We start from the raw sequence: 21036 nt of genomic DNA, 5'->3' as shown, positions 1-21036 counted from the left end.
AGACAATTTTTTTTTGATATAGGTGCATAATGGGCACTAATAATAATTCAAAAGGAATACTTTTAATTATTACTGCAATGACATTTTTTGCAATGCAGGATGCTTTAATTAAATTCATTTTTGAAAAAGCAGCTTTATATGAAATATTTTTTGGAAGATATTTTGTTGCAGCAATTTTGCTATTTGGTTATATAAAATTCAGAAAACAAAAAGTCTCTCTTAAAACTCACTATCCTTTTTTAACAATACTAAGAGTATTTTTACATTTTATTGCTTTTTCTGCTTTTTTTATCTCATTAACTTTTATGCCATTAGCAACAGCAAATGCTCTATTTTTTTCCTCCCCTTTTTTCGTATCAATATTTGCAAAATTATTTTTAAAAGAAACTATTGGTATTAGAAGGTGGTCAGCAATTGTTTTTGGTTTTATTGGCGTTTTTATAGTCTTAAATCCAAATTTTTCAGACTTTGAATATCGAAGTCTTTTACCAGTTTTTTGTGCATTTTGTTATGCGGCCTCTATGACAATCACTAAATATACATCCGATAAAGATGATGTTAACACCCAACTATATTACTTTTATCTAATTGCAATATTGCTGTGTGTAATTTTGTATTTTTTTATGGGAAGTGGTCAGCTAAATAATTCAAACTTTGATCCAACAATACAATTCATCTTTAGAGAATGGTTTTCAAATATTGAATATACATGGAAATTTATTTTATTTTTTGGTTTTGCTGCATCAATAGCTTTTGTTTGTATTTTTTCAGCATATATAGTTGCATCACCTTCTGTTGTTTCTTTGTTTGAGTACTCATTAATAATTATGTCTATGATACCTGGCTACTTTTTATTTAATGAGGTACCAACAACCAGAACTTTTATTGGTGTTGCGTGTATTATAGCTGCTGGAATTTATATTTACATGAGAGAGAGAGTTAGAGATCAATTTATTGCAACAGAAACACCAGTTAGAAGATGAGCAAGAACTTTATACCAACAATTAATATTTCTTCTTTAATAAAAAATAATTTTGAAACTCAAAATGCATTTAAAACAATTAAAGAAATTGAAAAAGCTTGTGTCAATGTAGGATTTTTTCAAATTACTGGACATGGAATTAATATAAAAGAAATTAAAAAAACATGCGAAGTTGGGAATAAATTTTTTAATTTACCAGACAGTAAGAAAAGAAAATTATCACCTAAAAAATGGAATAAAAAAAATAAAAATCTTTACAGAGGATATTTTCCTAATGATGTGAACGGAAAAGAAGGTTTGGATCTAGGTGATTTAAAAGTAACTAGAAAATATTCTTTAAATCTAAATAATCAATACATAGAATTTCTTAATCTAGATGAGTGTTTTAAAAAAAGTTCAATAAATATTTTAAGCAAATATTTTGATAATATTTATAGATTGAGTGAAACTTTATTTAAAAGTGTAATTAAACTTAATAAAAAAAATCCTGATATTTCTAGTGCAGCTTTTTCAAGATTAAAAACGTTAAGCACATTAAGATTTAATTATTATCCTAATCAGACAAAACCGGTAGAAATATCTAAACAAGATGGGGTTGCTCTTGGATGTGAAACGCATGTTGATAGTGGTGTGTTCACAGTTCTCTATCAAGATAGAAAAGGTGGATTGCAGGTACAAAATAGAAAAAACAAAAAATGGTATGATGTACCATTTAATAAAAAAGCTTTAGTAGTAAACACTGGTAGAGCTTTAGAATATTTAAGTAAAGGCAAATTTAAAGCAACTAATCATAGGGTTTTGTGGAATAAAAGTAAGAGGCTCTCTGTTCCTTTTTTCTTTGAACCTTCCTATGATTTCAAAATGAACCAATCATTTTTAAACGGAAGCAAATTAAAAAATAATGGTCCAATTTATGAGAAATTTCTTAACAAATCCTTAAAGAAATTTATTGAATATCAGCGCTAGTAATAATAAAGTTTAATTATAAAGCGATACATAACTCGTCGTTAAATTCAAAAATTTACGAAAGTGGGATCGGTCGTCTTTAAATTAATTTTTAAAGGAGGCTTTATGAACTTTGGATATTTTTGTAATACTACTAATTGGGATAAAAAACCTTATACCCAACTTCTAGACGAAGCTAGAGAAATCACTGAATATTGTGATCAAAATAATTGGAATTCTATTTGGTATACCGAACATCATTTTAATCATGAGGGAATGGAGTCTTGCACTAATCCACTAATGATGTGTACTGATGCTGCTGCAAGAACCAAAAATATTCGTTTAGGACAAGCTTGCAACGTAATAACATTTCATAATCCTATAAGACTTGCAGAAGATATTGCTACCCTTGACCAAATGTCAAAAGGAAGAGTGGAAGTTGGTATTGGAAGAGGAGTTTACGGAAGAGAAGCCATTAACATGAACAAAGAAGCTGACTTAAAAGATCAAGCAAAAAATTTTAGACTATTTTCTGAAACATTGGACATAATGAAAAAAGCTTGGTCTGAGGACTTCTTTTCTCACCAAGGTGAATTCTATACTTATCCCTCACCAAATTTTATTTGGCAACACGATATGAGTCCTCCAAAAGAAAATGTTGTCGATTTAAAAACAAATGAATTAAAACAAATATCTGTATTACCAAAACCTTATCAAAAACCTTTTCCACCAATTTCTCAAGTAGTTGATGGAGAAAGATCAATTCAGTGGGCAGCAGAAAATGGGCTTAATACAATTATGTGGATACCAACTGTAAAAGCTTTGAAAAAAAGATTTGAAATTTATAAAGATGCAAAATCTAAAGCTGAAAATAGAGATGTACCACTAGGGGAAGGTATTAGTTTGGTTAGAGATATGTTTGTTGCAGAAACTATGGAAGAGGCTGAAAAAATGGCTGGAGAACATATTGTAAATTATATGAGATGGGTTTGTCATTGGAGAGGATTGGGAAATCATATGGATCCAGATGAAAAATTACCAGAGACAAAAAATAAACTAGATTTATTAAATTATGAATTTCTTCATAAAAGAAATCTATTGTTTGGAACACCTGAGTTTGTAATTGAAAAAATAAAAGAACTTCAACAAGAATTAAATCTTCAAAACTTACAAGTCTGGTCTAACTTTCCAGGAATTAAACACGAAGACTGCATGAGAAGCATCAAATTATTTACAGAAGAAGTAATTCCAAATATAAAACCGATAGAGACGAACATTCAAAGAGCTAGCTAGTAAATGGATTTAAAACTTAGAAAATTTGCAAAATTTGTAGATAAAACTTTTATAGAGGGTGGAAAAAAAGCTAAAGAACCTGTTTTGTTAGTTTCAGTTGCAGCTGTTATAGAAAATCCTTGGGCCGGACAAGGTTTTGTAGAAGATTTAAAACCAGAAATATTAGATCTTGCACCTCAATTAGGAGACCTTTTGGTGCCAGAGTTAACAAAAGAAATTGGATCAGGTGAAAAAATTTTAGCTTATGGGAAAGCTGCGATGGTTGGATTGAACGGTGAAATAGAACATGCGTCTGCATTTATTCATACTTTAAGATTTGGAAATAAATTTAGAGATGCTGTTGGTGGAACTTCTTATTTAAGTTTTACTAACACTAGAGGTCCTGCGGGAGCAAAAATTTCAATTCCAATGATGCATAAAACTGATGCTGGATTAAGACCTTTTTATCTAACGCATGAATTTACAATTCACGATGCCCCTAATGAAGATGAAATAGTTGTAGCTATTGGAGGTGCTCCAACTGGACGAGCTCATGCAAGAACAGGTGACAGATATCAAGACATGAAAGAGATGGGCATCGATAAATAATTGATGTCTTACAATTTTGATAACAATCAAAATCATTATTATTTTAATAATAAAAATTCGTTACCAATAATTTTTATTCATGGGGTTGGTTTAAATCAGCAAATGTGGAAACCACAAATTGAATTTTTTAAAGATAATTCATTGATAACTTACGATCTGTTAGGACATGGAAAAACACCCTTTAAAGAGCCAAATTTATCAATGGAAAATTTTACTGATCAATTATCAAATTTAGTAAATAACCTAAAGATAGATAAATTTAATTTAATCGGCTTTTCTATCGGATCTTTGATTGCAATTGAATTTGCCTCAAAATATGAAAATTATTTAAATTCCTTAACTCTAATTTCCACTACTTACAAAAGGACAGCTGAAGAAAGACAAAATGTAATTGATAGAGTAAATTTAGCAAAAAAAAATATGCCAATATCTCAAATGGCAATGAAGAGATGGTTTTCAGATGAGTACCTTGAGCAAAACCCTGAATTATACGATGAGTTTATGAAAATTCTTAATAAGAAAGGAATTGATCAAGAAAATTTTATAAAAGCTTATGAAATATTTGCAAACTATGAGGACAATCTTGAAAATATAAAAAATATTAAATCAAATACCTTAATTATAACAGGATCAGATGATCCAGGATCTACGCCTGATATGTCAAAAAATTTAAATAAAGATATACAAAATTCAACATATGTTGAAATTAAAAATGGAAAACATTTATGCAGTATTGAATATGCAGACGAAGTAAATAATGCAATAATGAAACATATAAATAATGTCTGAGTTAAAAAAATATCAAATGTTTATAGACGGTCAGTGGGTAGACTCTGATACAAAAAAAACTTTTGAAACTTTAAATCCAGAAAATAATAAGCCTTGGGCTGTAGTACCTGAAGCTAGCGCAAATGATGTTGATAGAGCTGTAAAAGCTGCACAAAAAGCTTTTGAAGGTGAATGGCCAAAAATGCTAGCAAGAGATAGAGCAAAATATTTAAGAGCCATTGGAAATAAGCTGAGGGAAAATTCTGAATTATTAGGAAAGATTGAAACAATTGATACAGGAAAACTATATAGAGAAACTTATCAACAAGCAAAATACATTGCAGAATATTATGACTACTATGCAGGTTTAGCTGACAAAGTTGAAGGAACAGTTCTTCCAATAGATAAACCAAATATTCAGGCAATCACAACAAGAATTCCAATAGGTGTTATTGCAGCTATCATTCCTTGGAATTCTCAAATGTTTTTAACCGCAACAAAAGTTGCTCCTGCTTTAGCTATGGGTAATACAGTTGTAATTAAATGTTCTGAATTAGCGCCAGCAACTATGTTTCAATTTGCAAAGTTAGTTGAAGAAACTGGAATACCAAAAGGTGTTGTAAACGTAGTTTCTGGTTTTGGAGATCCATGTGGTAAAGCTTTAACTACTCACAACTTAGTTGAGAAAGTAGCTTTTACAGGAGGTCCTGAAACTGCAAGGCATATTATTAGAAACTCTGCAGAAAATTTATCTGAAGTAAGTTTAGAATTAGGTGGAAAAAGTCCTGTAGCTGTTTTTAATGATGCTAAACAAGAAAATGCAATTAATGGAATAACTGCTGGAATATTTGGAGCAAGTGGTCAAAGCTGTATAGCAGGTTCAAGGTTGTACTTACAAAAAGGAATTTATAATGAATTTTTAGATAAATTAGCATCAAGAGCGGAAAAAATTAAAATAGGTGCTCCAATGGACTCTGATACTGAAATGGGTCCCTTGAGTAACTTTAAACAATTAGAAGTAATAGAAAAAAATATTAAATTAACTGTTGAACAAGGTGGAAAAATTAAATGTGGTGGTAAAAGACATCCTTTTTCAAATGAAGGTTATTATTTCCCACCAACAATTATTGAATGTGAAAATCATAATCTGCCAGCAGCTGAGAATGAACTTTTTGGCCCTGTGTTATCAGTAATGAAATTTGATACAGAAAAAGAGGTAATAGAATTAATGAATGATAATCAATATGGTCTCTCTTCAGGTGTTTATACTAGTGATCTCGCAAGAGGAATGAGGGTATCTAATGCTATCCGGGCAGGTATAACTTTCGTTAACACTTATAGATTAATTTCTCCTTCAGCTCCTTTTGGAGGTATCAAGGATAGTGGATATGGAAAAGAAGCAGGAATTGACTCAATTAAAGACTATACAAGAGTAAAAACAACATGGTTCTATACATCTGATGAACCTTCTCTAGACCCTTTCTCAATCAGATAATTATCAGCGTTAATTAACTGTCTAAAATAGGATAATTTTGTCATTGAATATTGATTGTATTCATACTTAAATTGGCTTTTATAAATTGTTAACAATAAAGAGGAAGATAATGAGAAAACTATTTATCGCTGCATTTATGTTTGTTTCTATTTTTGGAACAAAGGTAATGGCAGATATTAAAATGGGGATCATCTTAGGATTCACTGGTCCTATTGAGTCTCTAACTCCAGCTATGGCTGCATCTGCAGAGCTTGCGTTTAAAGAAGCTTCTGATTCAGGTTCACTATTAGGTGGAAAAAAAATTGAGCCAGTAAGAGCAGACTCAACTTGTGTTGACTCAGCAGCGGCAACAGCTGCAGCTGAAGGTTTAATTTCAGGTGGTGTAGCTGCAATCATGGGAGCAGACTGTTCAGGTGTAACTGGTGCTATTGCAACTAACGTTGCTGTACCAAATGGTGTAGTAATGATTTCACCTTCAGCTACTTCTCCAGGATTAACAACTCTAGATGATAAAGGGTATTTCTTTAGAACTGCTCCATCAGATGCTAGAGGTGGCCAAATTTTAGCTGACATAACTAAAGATAGAAAAGTAAAAAGTGTTGCAATCACTTATACTAACAATGACTATGGTAAAGGCTTAGCTGATGTTTATAAAGCAGCAGTTGAGGCTCATGGTATTAAAGTTACAACTGTAACTGCTCACGAAGATGGAAAAGCAGATTACTCATCTGAAGTAGCAACTCTTGCTTCTGCTGGTGGTGATGCTGTAGCAGTTATTGGTTACCTTGACCAAGGAGGAAAAGGAATTATTCAAGCTTCTTTAGACTCTGGTGCGTTTGATAGATTTATTTTATCAGATGGTATGATTGGTCAATCTTTAGTTGATGCATTCGGAAAAGATTTAAGTAAATCATTTGGATCATTACCAGGTTCTACTGGTAAAGGTGCAGGTATATTTGCTGAAGTTGCAAAAGCTGGGGGTGTAGAAGCTTCTGGTCCTTACACAGGTGAATCTTACGATGCAGCTGCTTTAATCGTTCTTGCAATGCAAGCAGGTAACTCTGCTGACAGAGCATCAATTGCAAAAAATGTAATGGATGTTGCTAATGCTCCTGGAACTAAAATTTATCCAGGTGAACTTAAGAAAGGTTTAGACTTACTAGCAAAAGGTAAAAAGATTAATTACGAAGGTGCTACTGGAGTAACTTTTACTAGTGTTGGTGAAGCTGAAGGTTCTTTCTTAGAACAAGAAGTTAAAGGCGGAAAATTCAAAACTAAAAAACAAAGATAATTTTTTATCTTAATTCAAAAAACCCCGGTAATTTAATTACTGGGGTTTTTTTTTAGATCAGCTCTTATGGTAGATAGAGCTATGATAATTAGAAAAATCAAACATATTAAATTCATAGTTTTCCAGCTAGTTAAGCTAAGAAATACTCCAGCAGACAAACTGGCTAATGCTTGTATAGAATAAACAATTAAATCATTATACCCTTGAGCTCTAAATTTTTCCTCTTCTCTGTAACACAAAACAAGTAAGCTCGTTCCTGATATAAATAAAAAATTCCAGCCTAGCCCTAGGAAAATAAGTGCAACCATATAGTTAATATAATTCTGTTCAAATAAACTGGTAATAATTGTGACTAAAAACAACAAAACTCCCACATGCATTATTTTACTATGACCAAATCTTTTAATTAAATTTCCTGTAACCAGTGAAGGTAAAAACATGGCTGCTATATGAAGCTGAATAACAAATCCAGTCTTGCTTAAACTTATTTTCTCCATCAGATGCATACTTATAGGAGTTGCTGTCATTAAAAAAGTCATTACTGCATAGGCAAAAGCTGAAGCTACGAGCGCCTGTAGAAATCTAGGTTGAGTGATAAGCTCAAAAAAACTTCTTCCAGTTTTATATTGATTACTAGATATCGGTTTTGGTTCCTGATAAAAAATTAAAAATATTGTTGATGAGATAGATAAAATAGCGAGTGCAATATAAGAACCAGCATACATATGATTTGAGATAAGTCCTTTAGAAATGTTTGCAATGTTTGGACCAATAAACGCCGAACCTATTCCTGCTAACAAAATGATAGAAATTGCTTTTGGTGCATAATCCTTATCCACAACCTCCACTGCTGCAAAACGATATTGATGGCTAAAAGCTATTCCTCCACCAATTAAAAAGCATCCTAAATTATATAAGACAAAACTTTCTATAATTATGGAGTATGCAGTTAAAAGAGATGCAAAACATGTACCTATTGATGCAAAAATAAAACCTAATTTTCGTCCAATTATACTCATTAGCTTTGCAGCAAAAAAAGCGAATAGCGCAATTCCAACAACTGACAAAGCCATTGGAAGAGTAGCTAAAGATTTTATTGGACTAAATTTTGAACCAATTATGCCGCTTAAAAAAACGGTGACCGGTGCAGCTGTAAAAGCGAAAATCTGGCTTAATATAAGTAAAGAAAGATTTTTATTCATTAAAAGAATAAATACTTATCAGCCATATACAATGCCCAAGCAGCAGCAGCACCTAATATAATATATTTCATTATGTTTACTTTATTTCTATTTTTTCAGGAAGTATACCTTTAGGTCGATACCTCATGATAAACAACAATCCTAATCCCATCAGTAAAAATCTAAAATAAGGAACGCTTTCAATTAAATGAGCTTTAAGTGCATTTGTTTCAGGAATTCCAGCAGTGAAAAAGTTTATTAAAAATAATGATATTGGTGCAGCTTCAATCCATAAGAACCAAACAACAAATCCTCCTAAAATTGCCCCAAAATTATTTCCACTTCCTCCAACAATTACCATCACCCAAATCAAAAAAGTATATCTCATAGGTCTATAACTTCCTGGAGTAAATAAACCATCTTGTGTAACAAGCATTGCGCCCGCAATTCCAACAATTGCAGAGCCTAAAATAAAAATCAATAAATGTTGCTTAACAACATTTTTACCCATTGCATTTGCAGCTTCCTCATTATCTCTAATTGCTCTCATCATTCTTCCCCAAGGAGAATAAAGAGCTTTTTGAGTTAAAATTAAAAGAATAATCACTACTACTAAGAATAATCCTGAATAACACAGTTTTACAAATACTGATGAACCTTCAATAACAAGTTGGTTTAAAGCAGCTTGTCTATCAGCTAAATTCTCAATTACACTTAATTTTCCTGCATTAAACTTTTCAACTAATTTAATAAACCAATCAGTTGTTTGAAGATCTACTTCATAAGGTGCAGGTCTTTTTAATCCAATAACATTTTTAACTCCTCTTGTGAGCCAATCTTCGTGTTTAATAATTGCAATAACAATTTCAGAAATAAGAAGAGTAGCAATAGCTAAATAATCTGCTCTAAGACCAAGTGCAACTTTTCCAACTATAAATGCTAAACCCCCTGCAAAAAGAGCTCCAACTATCCAAGAAAATATAATTGGTAATCCAAATCCTCCTAAGAAACCAGTTTTAGCAGGATCAACCGCTTCAATAGCTTCTATACCTGGCTCTGCAGAAAATCTAATTAGTAAAATACCTGAAATTATTATTGCAGCTATACTGTATGTTCTGATTTTTGATTTTTCAAATCTTTTTAAAATAAACCTTATAACTAATACCATTACTACTATCAGCCATAATGACATTAGAATATCGAAACCTCCTGCCCTCCAGGCTTCTTGAACAGGATCGACAGATATCAATACTGCAGCTAAACCACCTAAAGCTGTATAACCCATAATTCCAAAATTAATTAAACCAGCGTACCCCCATTGAATATTCGCACCCATTGTCATGACTGCAGAAATCAAACAAAGATTAAATATTGATAAAGCAATATTCCAAGACTGAAATATCCCAACCATTAGAATAAGCACCATCATGATGCTGTAAGCTGCAATTACATTTAGGTTTTTTCTCACAATACTTTCCCCTTAAATATTCCCGATGGTCTATAAATTAAAACAATTACAAGAATAGAGAACGATACAGCAAACTTGTAATCTGTTGACAGTAGCTGAACTAAACTATTTGGCTCCATACTTTCTGGTAAAACATACATAAAGAATTTTTTATATGCATAAGTGAGGAGTATTTCAGAAAAAGCAATTACATATCCACCTAAAAAGGCTCCAAATGGATTTCCAATTCCTCCAACAATTGCAGCAGCAAAAATAGGAAGCATATTATTAAAATAAGTAAATGGTTTAAAACTTTTATCTAAACCATACAAAGCTCCACCAATTGTAGCTAAAATACCAGCAATAACCCAAGTAACTAAAACTATTTTTTTTGGATCAATACCTGATAGCAAAGCGAGATCTTCATTATCAGAATAAGCTTTCATACTTTTTCCAGTTTTAGTTCTATTTAAAAACCAAAATAATAAAGAGACTAAAACTATTGTTACAAAAATAGTAATCACTTGAGTAGATTTCAGTGCAAGACCTTCGTTTAAACCTGTCATCTCTTTAAATTCACGAGCTTTAATAATGAATTTTTCACCATCAAAAAATCTTCTATCACCAGGTCCAATTATAATTCTGACCACCGCTTGTGTTACAAACATTACACCAATACTCACCATTGCAAATTGAACTGGGGGACTTTTTTGATTTCTGTAATACTTAAAGACAAACTTATCTATTAAAAGCATGTAAAATATCATGAAAATTATTCCAAAAGGAATAGCCAATAAAGCAGTAGGTAAAACACCCAAAGAAACACCTAAAGATTGAAAATACCATGTAAATAAAATCGTTGCCATGGTCCCAAAAGACATCATGTCACCAGTTGCGAAGTTTGCAAATCGTAAAATTCCATAAATAAGTGTTACAAATATTGCACCCAGTGCTAACTGAGAACCATAAGTTAATGCAGGAATGAAAATATAATTTAATAAAAGAATTATTGCATTTACAAAATCCATATTACCCTCCCAAAAAAGAGCTTCTTACTCTTGGATCGTCTAATAATTCTTTTCCAGTTCCTGAATAACGATTTTCTCCAGTCACTAGTACGTAGCCTCTATCTGAAATGCTTAGGGCTTGTTTTGCATTTTGTTCTACCATTAAGATAGCAACGTTTGTTCTTTTTACTTTAACAATATGATCAAATAATTCATCCATCACAATTGGCGATACACCAGCAGTTGGCTCGTCTAACATTAAAACAGTGGGTTTAATCATTAAAGCTCGGCCTAAAGCTACTTGTTGTCTTTGACCTCCAGAAAGTTCACCAACTAACTGATTTCTTTTCTCTCTTAAAATTGGAAATAATTCATAAATTTCCCCAATTATATTTTTGATCTCATCCTCAATAAGAAATGCACCCATTTCTAAATTCTCTTCAACAGTCATCCCTGCAAAAACATTTTTAGTCTGTGGCACAAAAGAAATACCTTGCTTAACTCGATCTTGAGGAGATAATTTTGAAATATCCTTACCATCAATCTTTACTGATCCAGACTTTAAATTCAGCAAGCCCAACATTGCTTTCATGGCAGTTGATTTACCAGCTCCATTAGGACCTAAAATAGAAACTATTTCACCTTTATTAACATTTACTGAACACGAACTAATAATGTCAGGACCATTACCATAACCACCTGTCATTTCTATTCCCTCAAAATATGCCATTAATTTGTATCCTTTAATTTTGATCCTCTTCCAAGATAGCTTTCGATAACTTTCTCATCTTTTTTTGCTTCTTCAACACTTCCTTCAAACAAAACTGATCCTTCAGCCATAACAATTACTGGATCACATAATCTTCCAATAAAATCCATATCATGTTCAATCATACAAAAAGTATAACCTTTTTCTTTATTTAACTTTTCTATTGCAGTACCAAGATCTTTTAACAAAGTTCTGTTAACTCCGGCTCCTACTTCATCTAATAATACTAATTTTGCATCAACCATCATGGTTCTTCCAAGTTCTAATAATTTCTTTTGTCCACCTGAAAGATTTCCAGCTAGCTCATTTGATAAATGTCCTAAATTTAAAAATTCAACAACTTCTTTCGCTTTCTCTTTAACCACAGCCTCTTCTCGTGCAACTAAACCTGGTTTAAATAATGCTGTCATTATTTTTTCTCCAGATTGATTTCCTGGAACCATCATTAAATTTTCTAAAACAGATAAATTTGAAAACTCATGAGCAATTTGAAATGTTCTTAACAACCCTTTAGAAAATAATTCATAAGATGGAACATCAGTAATATTTTCATCATCAAAAACAACATTACCACCAGAGGATTTTAAGTTTCCAGCAATTAAATTAAATAAAGTTGTTTTACCAGATCCATTTGGCCCAATAATACCAGTGATAGTTCCTCTTTTAACTTTTATTGAACAATCTGAAACTGCAGCTAATCCACCAAAATATTTACTTAAATTATTAATCTCTAAAATATTTTCAGACATTTGATTTATTTGTTAAGTCTTCTGTGAATACTATTTAATGTTCTTTCTAGAGATTTATAAAATCCAGCTTTAGTTAATTCTTTGACACCTTGTTCATTTAAACCTTTTGGCGTTTGAGACTCTTTTACTAAATTCTTTAAATTTTCTTTTGAATTTACTACAGCATCTTCAGATAAAGCTAAAAATAAAGAAGTAATATATTTTTGAGCATTGTTTCTTTTTACCCCTCTTTTTACCAACCAATCAGTCATTACTCTCAACATCTCATAAAAAGGCGCCATCATGCCAGAGGTTGACCAAAAATTTATAGACGATTTTTCATTCTTAATTTCTACAGTTGTGCCCAAGTTATTGAAAAACGCTTTAACTTTTGAATTAGGGGGACAAATAGGTACAGGACCTTTCTTTAATGAAATTGGAGGTAGAGGTATTGCTCTTACAATTTTTGCTTTTACTTTAATTGCTTTCTTTAATTGAGATAAAGTAATTGTTGAAATAAAACTAACAACTGTTTGGGTCGATTTAAATTTTAAATCTTTAATAATTTTTTCACCAACAGTAGGTGTTACAGATAAAAATACCCAATTAGATTGATCTACAATTTCTTGATTATCCTTGGCAATAAGTATTTTTTTAAACTTTCTTTTTAACCCAAGAGCTATTTTTTTATTTCTTGGAGAAATAATAATTTTCTTATAGGAAATTTTTGATTTACATATTCCAGTAATCACTGAAGCTGCAATTTTTCCGGTACCGATAAAACCTAAATTCATAATTTTGGATACTTTATATTGATTATATTGAATTAATTAACAAAAAAAGAACCTCTAATTCTTAGTAATTCTCTGCTTAATTCCTTGTTTTCTTTGAAGGGTTTTCTGCCATGAAGCCAGAAATAATTATTTGCAATCACAGAGAATCCAACAGGTAATTTTGTAATTATTTTATTTTTACTTTCCTCTAATCCATCAGATAATCTTTGTAAAAAATTTCCTTGATCCATATTTTGAGGTTCTGGAAATTGATCTATATAAGATATCGTTGGTCTTCCCTCTTTATCAGTTGAAAAAACTGGGTGCTCTACCTTGTAATCAATATTTTTACTTTTTGGTGACCCCCAAACAAAATTTTGTCTCCCAACTGGATCATTGTATAAATCATCACAATGCTCCCAGTCATCAAGGTGTAACATAGCTGTTTCACCACCTTCAACATTTTGCTCATCAATTTTTGTCATAATTAACCAATCGGTTACATCTTTCACATATGTCCCATCTGTATGAAGATCCATATTCCTATAAGCCTTTCTTAAATAAGAGTCGCTACTATCTTCGTGTTTAACATGAAAACGAGCATAATATTTTCCTGCCATTGCATCATGATTAGGTACACCAATCAAATGAGCTATCGCGGTTGATAACTTAACTAAAAACGTGTCATTAATTTTTGCAGTTATATTTTTTGGTCCAATAATAAAGCAACCTGTAGATCTATCTCTAATAATTGAGTTCATTAATTCGCTTAATTTATTATTTGTTAAATCATCTAAACTTTTTGCTAAAGTAAATCTTGTAAATGGTTTTAGTTCCAAAGCTGTTAAATCGAATTTATTAAACGGGAAAATTAATTTATCTATAATATTATTTTCTAAACTAATTTTTATAATTCTTTTTGATTGATCATGCTCTTGAATATCTATGCCTGTAATTTTTTGCATTATAAATTTTATTTTACCTTATTTTATAAATTAATCTAATTAGATATAATTATTAAGTATTGCCATACAAATAGCTGAGAAAATTGTTGGATAAACAAAATTTTTATTTGACGCAAAAAAAACAGCTAAAGATAGCGCTACAACAATAAATCTACTTGAATAACTAACCTCTACTAAAATACCAGCAGGAAAAATAATAGTTCTAGCTATTAGTGCTGCTAAAGTTGCGTAAGCTAAACAATTAAACCACTTAAAAAGCTTGGAAGTTTCTTTTATGCCCTCAGATGTAAGAGCACCCAAAAATCTAGATAAAAAAGTTGCTAAAGAGGTAACAAGGATTGCATAAACGATATTAGCTGACACTATGCTCTCCTATTAGATAAGCTATGGTTCCACCAATTACACCTGCTAATAATATTGACCACTCAGGTGAAAATAAATAAATAAGTGGTCCTAATATTGTTCCAAGAAAAACAGACAATGAAACTGGAATAGTTCTTGATGCTCCAACCATCATACATAAAAAGTACACTGGATTAAGAATTGCTAATCCCATCATCATATCTTTATTCAAATACTCAGAGAAAGAGAAACCTAATAACGTTCCGATAACTGATACACTTACAGTTGCACTTCCAATACCAATCCAATAATCAATTCTATGTTCTTTTGGGATTTTTTTATAATTGCTTTTCATGATTAGCCATGCAGAAACAGCAATGAAATGACAAGAAAAGTAATACTTCCACTTAGGTTGACTCTTGTGCATCATTAACGGAAATAAAGATACAGCCATTGGGTAAAGTCTTGCGTTAACAAACCAAACTGCCAAAAAAATATTTAACAAAGATGCTCCAATTAACATGGACTCAGCCATTACTAGTGAGCCTGGTAAAGCATAAGTTAAAACAGTTGAAAAAATACTTTCCTGAATATTAAAACCTAAATTTTTAAAGAGAGCACCAATTGCTATAAAGCAACAAGTAAGAGCTATAGCTGGACTATCATGAGTAAAAATAGATCTATATCCTTTAAAGAAAAAATTTTTATTAATCATTATCCACCTAGGAACAGTCTACCAACATCAGGATTTTGAAGTAAATCGTCTCCTTTACCTGCAATCGCAGTTTGCCCAGATACTAAAACGTATCCTATATCCGCAAACTCCAATCCTTTTTTGGCATTTTGTTCTACTAGAATGATTGTTTTTTTTTCATTTTGCTGAAGATCTCTTAATATTTCAAAAACCATTTCAATATATCTGGGTTCAAGTCCAATTGACGGTTCGTCTACTAAAAGCACTGAAGGTTTCATAACTAATGCTCTAGATATTTCTAGCAATCTTCTCTCCCCACCAGATAAAACTTTTGCTGGTTGGTTTCTTCTATTTCTTAACCTTTCATATTTTTCAAAAATTCTTTCAGCCTCCTCATATGACTCATCTGTTTTTTCTTTTATATATCCTCCCATTAATAAGTTTTCTTCTACTGTCATATCTGGAAATACAGAGTTATCTTGCAATATATAAGCTATACCGACTGACTTTAGCTTTTCTGCTGGGGTAAGATTTGTAATTTCTTTTCCTTCAAGTTCAATTTGACCAGAAAAAATATTTGTAAAACCATATATTGAATGAAGAATTGTAGATTTACCTGCACCATTAGGCCCAATTAAACACAAAGACTGAGCTTTATTTACGAATAAATCAAAGTTATGTAAAATTTCCATTTTTCCATAACCTGCGTTTAAATTTTTAATAGTTAAATGAACTTCGTTTGGAGATAATTTTTTTAAATCATCTGGTGTCGGAGCCTTTCCTAATACTTCATATTGGTTAGACATTATTGAGCTCCTAAATACGCGTCAATGACACGTTTATCATTTTTAATTTCATCTGGCGATCCATTGGCTAACATTTTACCATGAGCTAAACAAAAAATATTCTCAGCTAATTGCATAATGACTCTCATGTTGTGCTCAATAACCAAAAGAGTTATTCCAAAATCTTGGTTTACTTTAATTAATCTATCAATAATACCATTTATTAGTGTTGGATTAATCCCAGCTGTAGGCTCGTCTAGTAATAGCATCTCTGGTTCATTCATTAATGCCATAGCAAGCTCCAGTAATTTTTGTTGACCAAAAGATAAATCTCCAGCTCTTAGCTTTCTTTTTTGATATAATCCCACAAAATTTAATAAATTTTCAGCTTTATCTGTTAATTCTTTTGGGATCTTTGAAAATATTTTCATTAGATCTGCGTCACTACCTTTATGACTAATAAGCATATTTTCTATACAATTAAGCTTTCCATAAATTCTTGTTTGCTGAAAAGTTCTCAATAATCCTAACTTAGCAATTACAGGGACTGGTAACTCAGAAACTTCTTTTCCATTGAATTTAATAGATCCATTATCGATTGGATAAGTTCCTACAATCGAATTAAATAATGTAGTTTTTCCTGAACCATTTGGCCCAATCAATCCAACTATCTTCCCTTTTTCAACATTCATTGAAATGTCAACGTTTGCTTTAACACCACCAAAAGATTTACTTACATTGCTAACTTCTAAAATACTCATTTAAGTTCTACCTGTGCTTTACGATCTTTTTCATCAATCACTTCACCAAATCGTTCTGGATATTTTTCTCTTAACCATCCCATAATTCCTTCTGGGAAATAAATTACAATTACTACAATCAAAACTCCAAGAGCAACATACTGCCAACCCAAAAAGAATGTCCAAAAGCCTTCTTTAAAAATATGAAATATAGTTGCACCAATAATTGGGCCCCAAAGAGTTCCTTTACCTCCAAGTATTGCCATCAGTACCATGAATACTCCCATTTCTCTTCCATCAAATGCAACATCTGTTGAATCGATGTATCCAACCAAGCCACCCATAATTCCTCCTGCCAATCCACAAAAGAAAGCTGAGATCATCCAACCAATAATTTTGTACTTCATTGTTTCAATACCCATTGCTTCAGCTTTATCCTCATTGTCTCTGATGGCATTAAGTATTAATTTAAATCTCGTAGAATAAATTGAACGCACTGCAATAAATGTCAGAATTAAGGTAAAGAAACTTAAGAAGTAAAAAAACTCTCCTCTTGCTTCTAAACTCCCAACGTCTGGAAATGGAGGTGTTGTAAATCCTTGACCTGCACCAATAATTTCTATTCCCCCAGAAATTTCACCTGCAGCCACTCCTAAACCTAATGTGCAGATTGCAAAGTAATGTCCTCTTAGACCTAAAATTGAATATCCAATTAAGCCAGCAATAATGGTTGGAACTATAGCTGCAACAACCAACCCAACAGCCATTCCTTGAAAAAATTGAGCAGGAGTATGAACAAATGTTTTTTCACCACCACTCTCCGTCCATTCCGCTAACGGAAAGAACATCCCAACTTGAACCGATGCACAAAGATACATCCCAAGACCATAGAACAAAATATTTCCAAACGAATTATAACCCATTTCGCCACCTTGGATATTCCAAGTAGTCGCTAGAACTATTAATACACATAGTATTGATAACTGAACTTTAAAAGCTGGAAAAAGGAATGGCGCTACTAAACCAAATATTAAAATACCAGTGTATAAAATTAAATTATTCTTGTTCATATAGGCTGTTTATTTTATCTCTAAATTTTTGGTCAACTGTAAAATAATGTCCATTTTCTTCATGTACGCTTGATCCATTTAAATGATACTTATCTAAATGTTTTTTAAATTTTTCGATATCAACTTTAATTATTTTTCCAGTATCATCTGTAATTTCAACTTTTTTCATTTTAGGTACTCTCTTTTTCTCGAAAGTTTAAATCTTCTGTAAACTAAAATTAGTACTAATAGTAAAAATACAGAGCCAATTCTAAATTCTGTTCCTAGAATATAGTCTGCAAATTCTTCAAATACACCAAGACCCATACCAGACATTGCGACTCCTGGTAAATTTCCTAGGCCTGCAACAATAACGATCATAAATGATCGAATTGTATATGGTAATCCCATGTAGGGGTGAATTGTAAATGTTATAGAAATTAAAGCTCCAGCAACGCCACATAGAGCAGCATTAATTCCAAATGTTGCTGCATAAACTTTTTCTGTATCAACACCTAAAATTTTAGCAGCTCTAGCATTTTGTGCAGTAGCTCTAATTGCACGTCCAAGCTTAGATTTTTTCATGTATATTACCAGACATATTGCAAATAAAATACTTATAAAAGCTGAAAACAATTTTGAGTTTGGTAAAACCACATTATTGTTAAATAACATTGTTGTTCCATAATCTGAGTTTGCAAGTACAACGTCTGCACCAAATGCAAAATTCATTAATTGCATGAAAAGAATACTTATTCCAAAAGTTGCTAATATGGAGATAAACAAATCTCTATCTACTACTTTATTAATAACTAATTTGTAAATTAGAACACCTAGGAAATACATTATTACTGGTGCAACAATCACACCCCATGCTGGGTGAATTCCATAAAGATACATAAAATAAGCAATATATCCTCCCAAAATAACAAGATCTCCTTGTGCAATGTTAATTATATTCATCACTCCCCATTGAAGAGCCATCCCATAAGCAATCAATGCAAATAAAATTCCAAGAAGGATTCCATCCAAGCAAGCTTGGACTGTTATCATCGGATATTGGAAAACCATGAAATCCATAAAAAGTATTTGGGTTATATAAAAAAAAGCCCCCTAATACTAGGGGGCTTTAATATTTTTTATTTTATCTTTCTGACCACTTAGGAACAGGATGTATTAACTTAGCTGATGCCCATTTAGTTGGCGCAACAACTTTGTTCTCACATTTTCCTGAGTCATCACACATTACTTGGAAAAGTACCATAGGTTTGTCAACATTTTGACCACCAGGTGCAAATTTAATATTTCCATAGAATGTTTGCATGTTAGTAGCTGCAAGAGCGTCTCTTACTTTTTTTTGATCAAACGAATTTGCTCTCTCAAAAGCATCTTTAAATACTAACAATGCAGCAGAAGATTCTGCAGATTGATAAGGTGGATCATATCCAAACTCTTTCTCAAAGTCAGCCGCATAAGTCATTCCATCTTTAAAGAAATTATCTTTATATGTTAATGTTTTGTGCCATTGAGAAGCGCATAATGCGTACTGTGAGTTTTTGCCATGCTGTTTTGATAGCTTAGCAGCATCACAGTGAGTCATAGCTAACATTGGAACATCTACCTTCATTTCAGCAATTTGTCTAATTGCAGTAAGTGCACCTTTTGTGTGACCTGATACAACAAGAACATCTGGCTTCATTTGTTTAACTTTAACTAATGTTGCAGCCATATCATTTAACTCTTTTGGTAATTTATCATCAATTACTTTTTTTGAGCCAGTTCTTTTAATTGCATCTAAAACTCCCAATCTAACATCTTGAGAAAACGCATCTTGTTCAAATGCCATTGCTACTGTGACTGGTTTTCCATTATTCTTTTCAACTGCTAAATCAATAGCAACATCAAGATATAAATTAGCTGGGGCTAATACAGCAAATAGATATTTGTAACCTTTTGTAAACAAAGATCTAGATGCACCATTTGCTTCAACCATTGGAACACCATATTTTTCAGTTACTGGTGCAATCGCTTTAGTTAAACCAGAACTGTAAGGGCCAAGCATAAACTCAACACCATCTTGTGATATTAATCTTTCTGCAAGCTGTGCAGCTCTCTTAGGATTTGATTCATCATCGTAATAAATAATGTCAAACTTATAAGTCTTTCCACCAACTTTAACACCACCCATGCTGTTAATTCTATCAACGGCCATGTTATAACCATTTTGAGTATGAACACCATTAGATGAGTATTTACCAGTTAAGGAAATCGCAGCACCTAAAATAATTTTGTCACCAACTACTTTTGCAAAAGATGCAACAGAAGTTGAAAATAAAATTACTAATGCAGAAACAAAACTTAAAATTATTTTATTTAATTTCATTTTATTTCCTCTTTAATTAATTAATTATATAATGATTAAATAAAGAAATTTTATTTTATGCAAGTGGCAATAAAGGCCAAATCTAATTAATATTGTTGAGTTACAACAATTATTACAGCAATAATTACTAAAACACTCGCAGAAATTGTATTAATCGTTTTTGGATTAGCAGTTATCCACTTTATTAATTTTTGCGCGAGCATTGCATAGCCAATCAAAGATAAAAAATCTAAAACGATGTAAGTTGTAATTAAAATTACAAATTGAGCCAATAAATTAGAATTAAAGTCAATAAATTGAGGAAAAATAAAAGGAAAAAACATCCAGGCCTTAGGGCTTGTACCAGCAACTAAAAAACCATCTCTAAAAAAAGATAAGTTACTTTTTTTTATTTCTCCTTGATTTGAAATACTTTTTGGTCGAGATTTATAAATATCATAAGCTAAATATAATAAATAAACTATTCCGATCCATTTAAACGCATTAAGTGCCATTGAGTTCTCTGAAAAAAAAGATCCAATTACAAAAATAACTAAAGTTGCCTGAATCAAATTTGCAGTTACGTCTCCTAATGCAGACCAAATACATTTTCCGACTCCATAATTCATTGAATAAGAGATAATTACAATCCTGGGAGTTCCTGGTGTAATAAATAAAAAAATAATTATCTGTAGATAAAGTATAAAATCTAGGGGGAGCATAAAAAAAGATAGTCCTTAAAAACCGGGAGCTAAAGATGGCTAAGAAGGACTATCTAACAGATAATATCAGAGGCTAAAAAAAATGCATTAAATATTTTTTTCAAATATAA

23 protein-coding genes are annotated in these 21036 nt (G+C 31.6%); 7 read left to right on the top strand and 16 right to left on the bottom strand.

The window, feature by feature from the left end; translation table 11 throughout:
* The first annotated feature begins 29 nt into the window (after positions 1 to 29).
* The 7 genes from ACTT88_RS01320 (at position 30) to ACTT88_RS01290 (ending at position 7362) form a co-directional block, all read left to right on the top strand.
* The gene (locus ACTT88_RS01320; protein WP_440907578.1) at positions 30 to 983 is read left to right on the top strand and encodes a DMT family transporter; all 954 of its coding nucleotides are present in this window, start codon (positions 30 to 32) and stop codon (positions 981 to 983) included.
* Complete coding sequence (locus ACTT88_RS01315; RefSeq protein ID WP_440907577.1) at positions 980 to 1948, top strand: 2OG-Fe(II) oxygenase family protein; 969 nt, start codon at positions 980 to 982, stop codon at positions 1946 to 1948. The genes ACTT88_RS01320 and ACTT88_RS01315 overlap by 4 nt, the downstream gene beginning before the upstream one ends.
* 105 nt (positions 1949 to 2053) lie before the next feature.
* Positions 2054 to 3220, top strand: a complete 1167-nt coding sequence (locus ACTT88_RS01310; protein WP_440907576.1) for an LLM class flavin-dependent oxidoreductase — start codon at positions 2054 to 2056, stop codon at positions 3218 to 3220.
* 3 nt (positions 3221 to 3223) lie between these two features.
* Entirely contained in the window at positions 3224 to 3808 is a 585-nt protein-coding gene (locus tag ACTT88_RS01305) for an amino acid synthesis family protein (RefSeq protein WP_440907575.1), read from the top strand.
* Between the two features lie 3 nt (positions 3809 to 3811).
* On the top strand, positions 3812 to 4597 hold the full coding sequence (locus ACTT88_RS01300) for an alpha/beta fold hydrolase (protein WP_440907574.1): 786 nt from the start codon (positions 3812 to 3814) through the stop codon (positions 4595 to 4597).
* Positions 4590 to 6071 (top strand): aldehyde dehydrogenase, encoded by a 1482-nt coding sequence (locus tag ACTT88_RS01295; RefSeq protein ID WP_440907573.1) that lies wholly within the window; start codon positions 4590 to 4592, stop codon positions 6069 to 6071. Before ACTT88_RS01300 ends, ACTT88_RS01295 begins: the two co-directional genes overlap by 8 nt.
* A gap of 109 nt (positions 6072 to 6180) precedes the next feature.
* Positions 6181 to 7362, top strand: coding sequence for an ABC transporter substrate-binding protein (locus ACTT88_RS01290; protein ID WP_440907572.1), 1182 nt, complete (start codon positions 6181 to 6183; stop codon positions 7360 to 7362).
* 32 nt (positions 7363 to 7394) lie between these two features.
* Here ACTT88_RS01290 and ACTT88_RS01285 read toward each other — a convergent pair whose 3' ends face one another.
* The 16 genes from ACTT88_RS01285 to ACTT88_RS01210 form a co-directional block, all read right to left on the bottom strand.
* Positions 7395 to 8564: an MFS transporter gene (locus ACTT88_RS01285; RefSeq protein ID WP_440907571.1), complete on the bottom strand. Its 1170-nt coding sequence runs from the start codon at positions 8562 to 8564 to the stop codon at positions 7395 to 7397.
* Between the two features lie 76 nt (positions 8565 to 8640).
* Positions 8641 to 9972, bottom strand: coding sequence for a branched-chain amino acid ABC transporter permease (locus tag ACTT88_RS01280; protein ID WP_075484366.1), 1332 nt, complete (start codon positions 9970 to 9972; stop codon positions 8641 to 8643).
* Positions 9973 to 10007: 35 nt separating this feature from the next.
* The gene (locus tag ACTT88_RS01275) at positions 10008 to 11018 is read right to left on the bottom strand and encodes a branched-chain amino acid ABC transporter permease (protein WP_440907570.1); all 1011 of its coding nucleotides are present in this window, start codon (positions 11016 to 11018) and stop codon (positions 10008 to 10010) included.
* 1 nt (position 11019) lies between these two features.
* Positions 11020 to 11727: an ABC transporter ATP-binding protein gene (locus ACTT88_RS01270; RefSeq protein WP_440907569.1), complete on the bottom strand. Its 708-nt coding sequence runs from the start codon at positions 11725 to 11727 to the stop codon at positions 11020 to 11022.
* Entirely contained in the window at positions 11727 to 12515 is a 789-nt protein-coding gene (locus ACTT88_RS01265) for an ABC transporter ATP-binding protein (protein ID WP_440907568.1), read from the bottom strand. Before ACTT88_RS01265 ends, ACTT88_RS01270 begins: the two co-directional genes overlap by 1 nt.
* A 5-nt stretch (positions 12516 to 12520) precedes the next feature.
* Positions 12521 to 13288 (bottom strand): pyrroline-5-carboxylate reductase, encoded by a 768-nt coding sequence (locus tag ACTT88_RS01260; protein WP_440907567.1) that lies wholly within the window; start codon positions 13286 to 13288, stop codon positions 12521 to 12523.
* Positions 13289 to 13320: 32 nt separating this feature from the next.
* Positions 13321 to 14232: a glutarate dioxygenase GlaH gene (glaH, locus tag ACTT88_RS01255; RefSeq protein ID WP_440907566.1), complete on the bottom strand. Its 912-nt coding sequence runs from the start codon at positions 14230 to 14232 to the stop codon at positions 13321 to 13323.
* A 39-nt stretch (positions 14233 to 14271) separates the two neighbouring features.
* The gene (locus ACTT88_RS01250) at positions 14272 to 14595 is read right to left on the bottom strand and encodes an AzlD domain-containing protein (protein WP_440907565.1); all 324 of its coding nucleotides are present in this window, start codon (positions 14593 to 14595) and stop codon (positions 14272 to 14274) included.
* Positions 14585 to 15289 carry an AzlC family ABC transporter permease gene (locus ACTT88_RS01245; RefSeq protein WP_440907564.1) on the bottom strand — a complete coding sequence of 235 codons (705 nt, stop codon included), beginning with the start codon at positions 15287 to 15289 and terminating at the stop codon, positions 14585 to 14587. The genes ACTT88_RS01250 and ACTT88_RS01245 overlap by 11 nt, the downstream gene beginning before the upstream one ends.
* Positions 15289 to 16074, bottom strand: a complete 786-nt coding sequence (locus ACTT88_RS01240; RefSeq protein ID WP_075484363.1) for an ABC transporter ATP-binding protein — start codon at positions 16072 to 16074, stop codon at positions 15289 to 15291. The genes ACTT88_RS01245 and ACTT88_RS01240 overlap by 1 nt, the downstream gene beginning before the upstream one ends.
* Positions 16074 to 16814 (bottom strand): ABC transporter ATP-binding protein, encoded by a 741-nt coding sequence (locus tag ACTT88_RS01235; RefSeq protein ID WP_075484364.1) that lies wholly within the window; start codon positions 16812 to 16814, stop codon positions 16074 to 16076. The genes ACTT88_RS01240 and ACTT88_RS01235 overlap by 1 nt, the downstream gene beginning before the upstream one ends.
* Positions 16811 to 17863, bottom strand: coding sequence for a branched-chain amino acid ABC transporter permease (locus ACTT88_RS01230; RefSeq protein ID WP_440907563.1), 1053 nt, complete (start codon positions 17861 to 17863; stop codon positions 16811 to 16813). Before ACTT88_RS01230 ends, ACTT88_RS01235 begins: the two co-directional genes overlap by 4 nt.
* The gene (locus ACTT88_RS01225; RefSeq protein ID WP_440907562.1) at positions 17850 to 18032 is read right to left on the bottom strand and encodes a hypothetical protein; all 183 of its coding nucleotides are present in this window, start codon (positions 18030 to 18032) and stop codon (positions 17850 to 17852) included. Before ACTT88_RS01225 ends, ACTT88_RS01230 begins: the two co-directional genes overlap by 14 nt.
* Positions 18029 to 18922 carry a branched-chain amino acid ABC transporter permease gene (locus ACTT88_RS01220; protein WP_440907561.1) on the bottom strand — a complete coding sequence of 298 codons (894 nt, stop codon included), beginning with the start codon at positions 18920 to 18922 and terminating at the stop codon, positions 18029 to 18031. Before ACTT88_RS01220 ends, ACTT88_RS01225 begins: the two co-directional genes overlap by 4 nt.
* 64 nt (positions 18923 to 18986) lie before the next feature.
* The gene (locus ACTT88_RS01215; protein WP_440907560.1) at positions 18987 to 20225 is read right to left on the bottom strand and encodes an amino acid ABC transporter substrate-binding protein; all 1239 of its coding nucleotides are present in this window, start codon (positions 20223 to 20225) and stop codon (positions 18987 to 18989) included.
* Positions 20226 to 20311: 86 nt separating this feature from the next.
* Entirely contained in the window at positions 20312 to 20926 is a 615-nt protein-coding gene (locus ACTT88_RS01210; protein WP_440907559.1) for a LysE family translocator, read from the bottom strand.
* Positions 20927 to 21036: the final 110 nt, after the last annotated feature.

Origin of the sequence: Candidatus Pelagibacter sp. (genome assembly GCF_052046145.1) — a bacterium.
Taxonomy (GTDB): Bacteria; Pseudomonadota; Alphaproteobacteria; order Pelagibacterales; family Pelagibacteraceae; genus Pelagibacter.
Note: the sequence above shows the minus strand (reverse complement) of the source record. Positions and strands in the feature narration are given on the sequence as shown.

Excerpts from the sequence above, each read along its gene's own strand:
- ACTT88_RS01230 (WP_440907563.1), bottom strand. The coding sequence starts at position 17,863 with ATGAACAAGAATAATTTAATTTTATACACTGGTATTTTAATATTTGGT.
- ACTT88_RS01275 (WP_440907570.1), bottom strand. The coding sequence starts at position 11,018 with ATGGATTTTGTAAATGCAATAATTCTTTTATTAAATTATATTTTCATT.
- ACTT88_RS01285 (WP_440907571.1), bottom strand. The coding sequence starts at position 8,564 with ATGAATAAAAATCTTTCTTTACTTATATTAAGCCAGATTTTCGCTTTT.
- ACTT88_RS01260 (WP_440907567.1), bottom strand. The coding sequence starts at position 13,288 with ATGAATTTAGGTTTTATCGGTACCGGAAAAATTGCAGCTTCAGTGATT.
- ACTT88_RS01315 (WP_440907577.1), top strand. The coding sequence starts at position 980 with ATGAGCAAGAACTTTATACCAACAATTAATATTTCTTCTTTAATAAAA.
- ACTT88_RS01215 (WP_440907560.1), bottom strand. The coding sequence starts at position 20,225 with ATGAAATTAAATAAAATAATTTTAAGTTTTGTTTCTGCATTAGTAATT.
- ACTT88_RS01225 (WP_440907562.1), bottom strand. The coding sequence starts at position 18,032 with ATGAAAAAAGTTGAAATTACAGATGATACTGGAAAAATAATTAAAGTT.
- ACTT88_RS01305 (WP_440907575.1), top strand. The coding sequence starts at position 3,224 with ATGGATTTAAAACTTAGAAAATTTGCAAAATTTGTAGATAAAACTTTT.
- ACTT88_RS01240 (WP_075484363.1), bottom strand. The coding sequence starts at position 16,074 with ATGTCTAACCAATATGAAGTATTAGGAAAGGCTCCGACACCAGATGAT.
- ACTT88_RS01300 (WP_440907574.1), top strand. The coding sequence starts at position 3,812 with ATGTCTTACAATTTTGATAACAATCAAAATCATTATTATTTTAATAAT.
- ACTT88_RS01235 (WP_075484364.1), bottom strand. The coding sequence starts at position 16,814 with ATGAGTATTTTAGAAGTTAGCAATGTAAGTAAATCTTTTGGTGGTGTT.
- ACTT88_RS01270 (WP_440907569.1), bottom strand. The coding sequence starts at position 11,727 with ATGGCATATTTTGAGGGAATAGAAATGACAGGTGGTTATGGTAATGGT.
- ACTT88_RS01280 (WP_075484366.1), bottom strand. The coding sequence starts at position 9,972 with ATGATGGTGCTTATTCTAATGGTTGGGATATTTCAGTCTTGGAATATT.
- ACTT88_RS01220 (WP_440907561.1), bottom strand. The coding sequence starts at position 18,922 with ATGGATTTCATGGTTTTCCAATATCCGATGATAACAGTCCAAGCTTGC.
- ACTT88_RS01210 (WP_440907559.1), bottom strand. The coding sequence starts at position 20,926 with ATGCTCCCCCTAGATTTTATACTTTATCTACAGATAATTATTTTTTTA.
- ACTT88_RS01310 (WP_440907576.1), top strand. The coding sequence starts at position 2,054 with ATGAACTTTGGATATTTTTGTAATACTACTAATTGGGATAAAAAACCT.
- ACTT88_RS01245 (WP_440907564.1), bottom strand. The coding sequence starts at position 15,289 with ATGATTAATAAAAATTTTTTCTTTAAAGGATATAGATCTATTTTTACT.
- glaH (WP_440907566.1), bottom strand. The coding sequence starts at position 14,232 with ATGCAAAAAATTACAGGCATAGATATTCAAGAGCATGATCAATCAAAA.
- ACTT88_RS01265 (WP_440907568.1), bottom strand. The coding sequence starts at position 12,515 with ATGTCTGAAAATATTTTAGAGATTAATAATTTAAGTAAATATTTTGGT.
- ACTT88_RS01320 (WP_440907578.1), top strand. The coding sequence starts at position 30 with ATGGGCACTAATAATAATTCAAAAGGAATACTTTTAATTATTACTGCA.
- ACTT88_RS01295 (WP_440907573.1), top strand. The coding sequence starts at position 4,590 with ATGTCTGAGTTAAAAAAATATCAAATGTTTATAGACGGTCAGTGGGTA.
- ACTT88_RS01290 (WP_440907572.1), top strand. The coding sequence starts at position 6,181 with ATGAGAAAACTATTTATCGCTGCATTTATGTTTGTTTCTATTTTTGGA.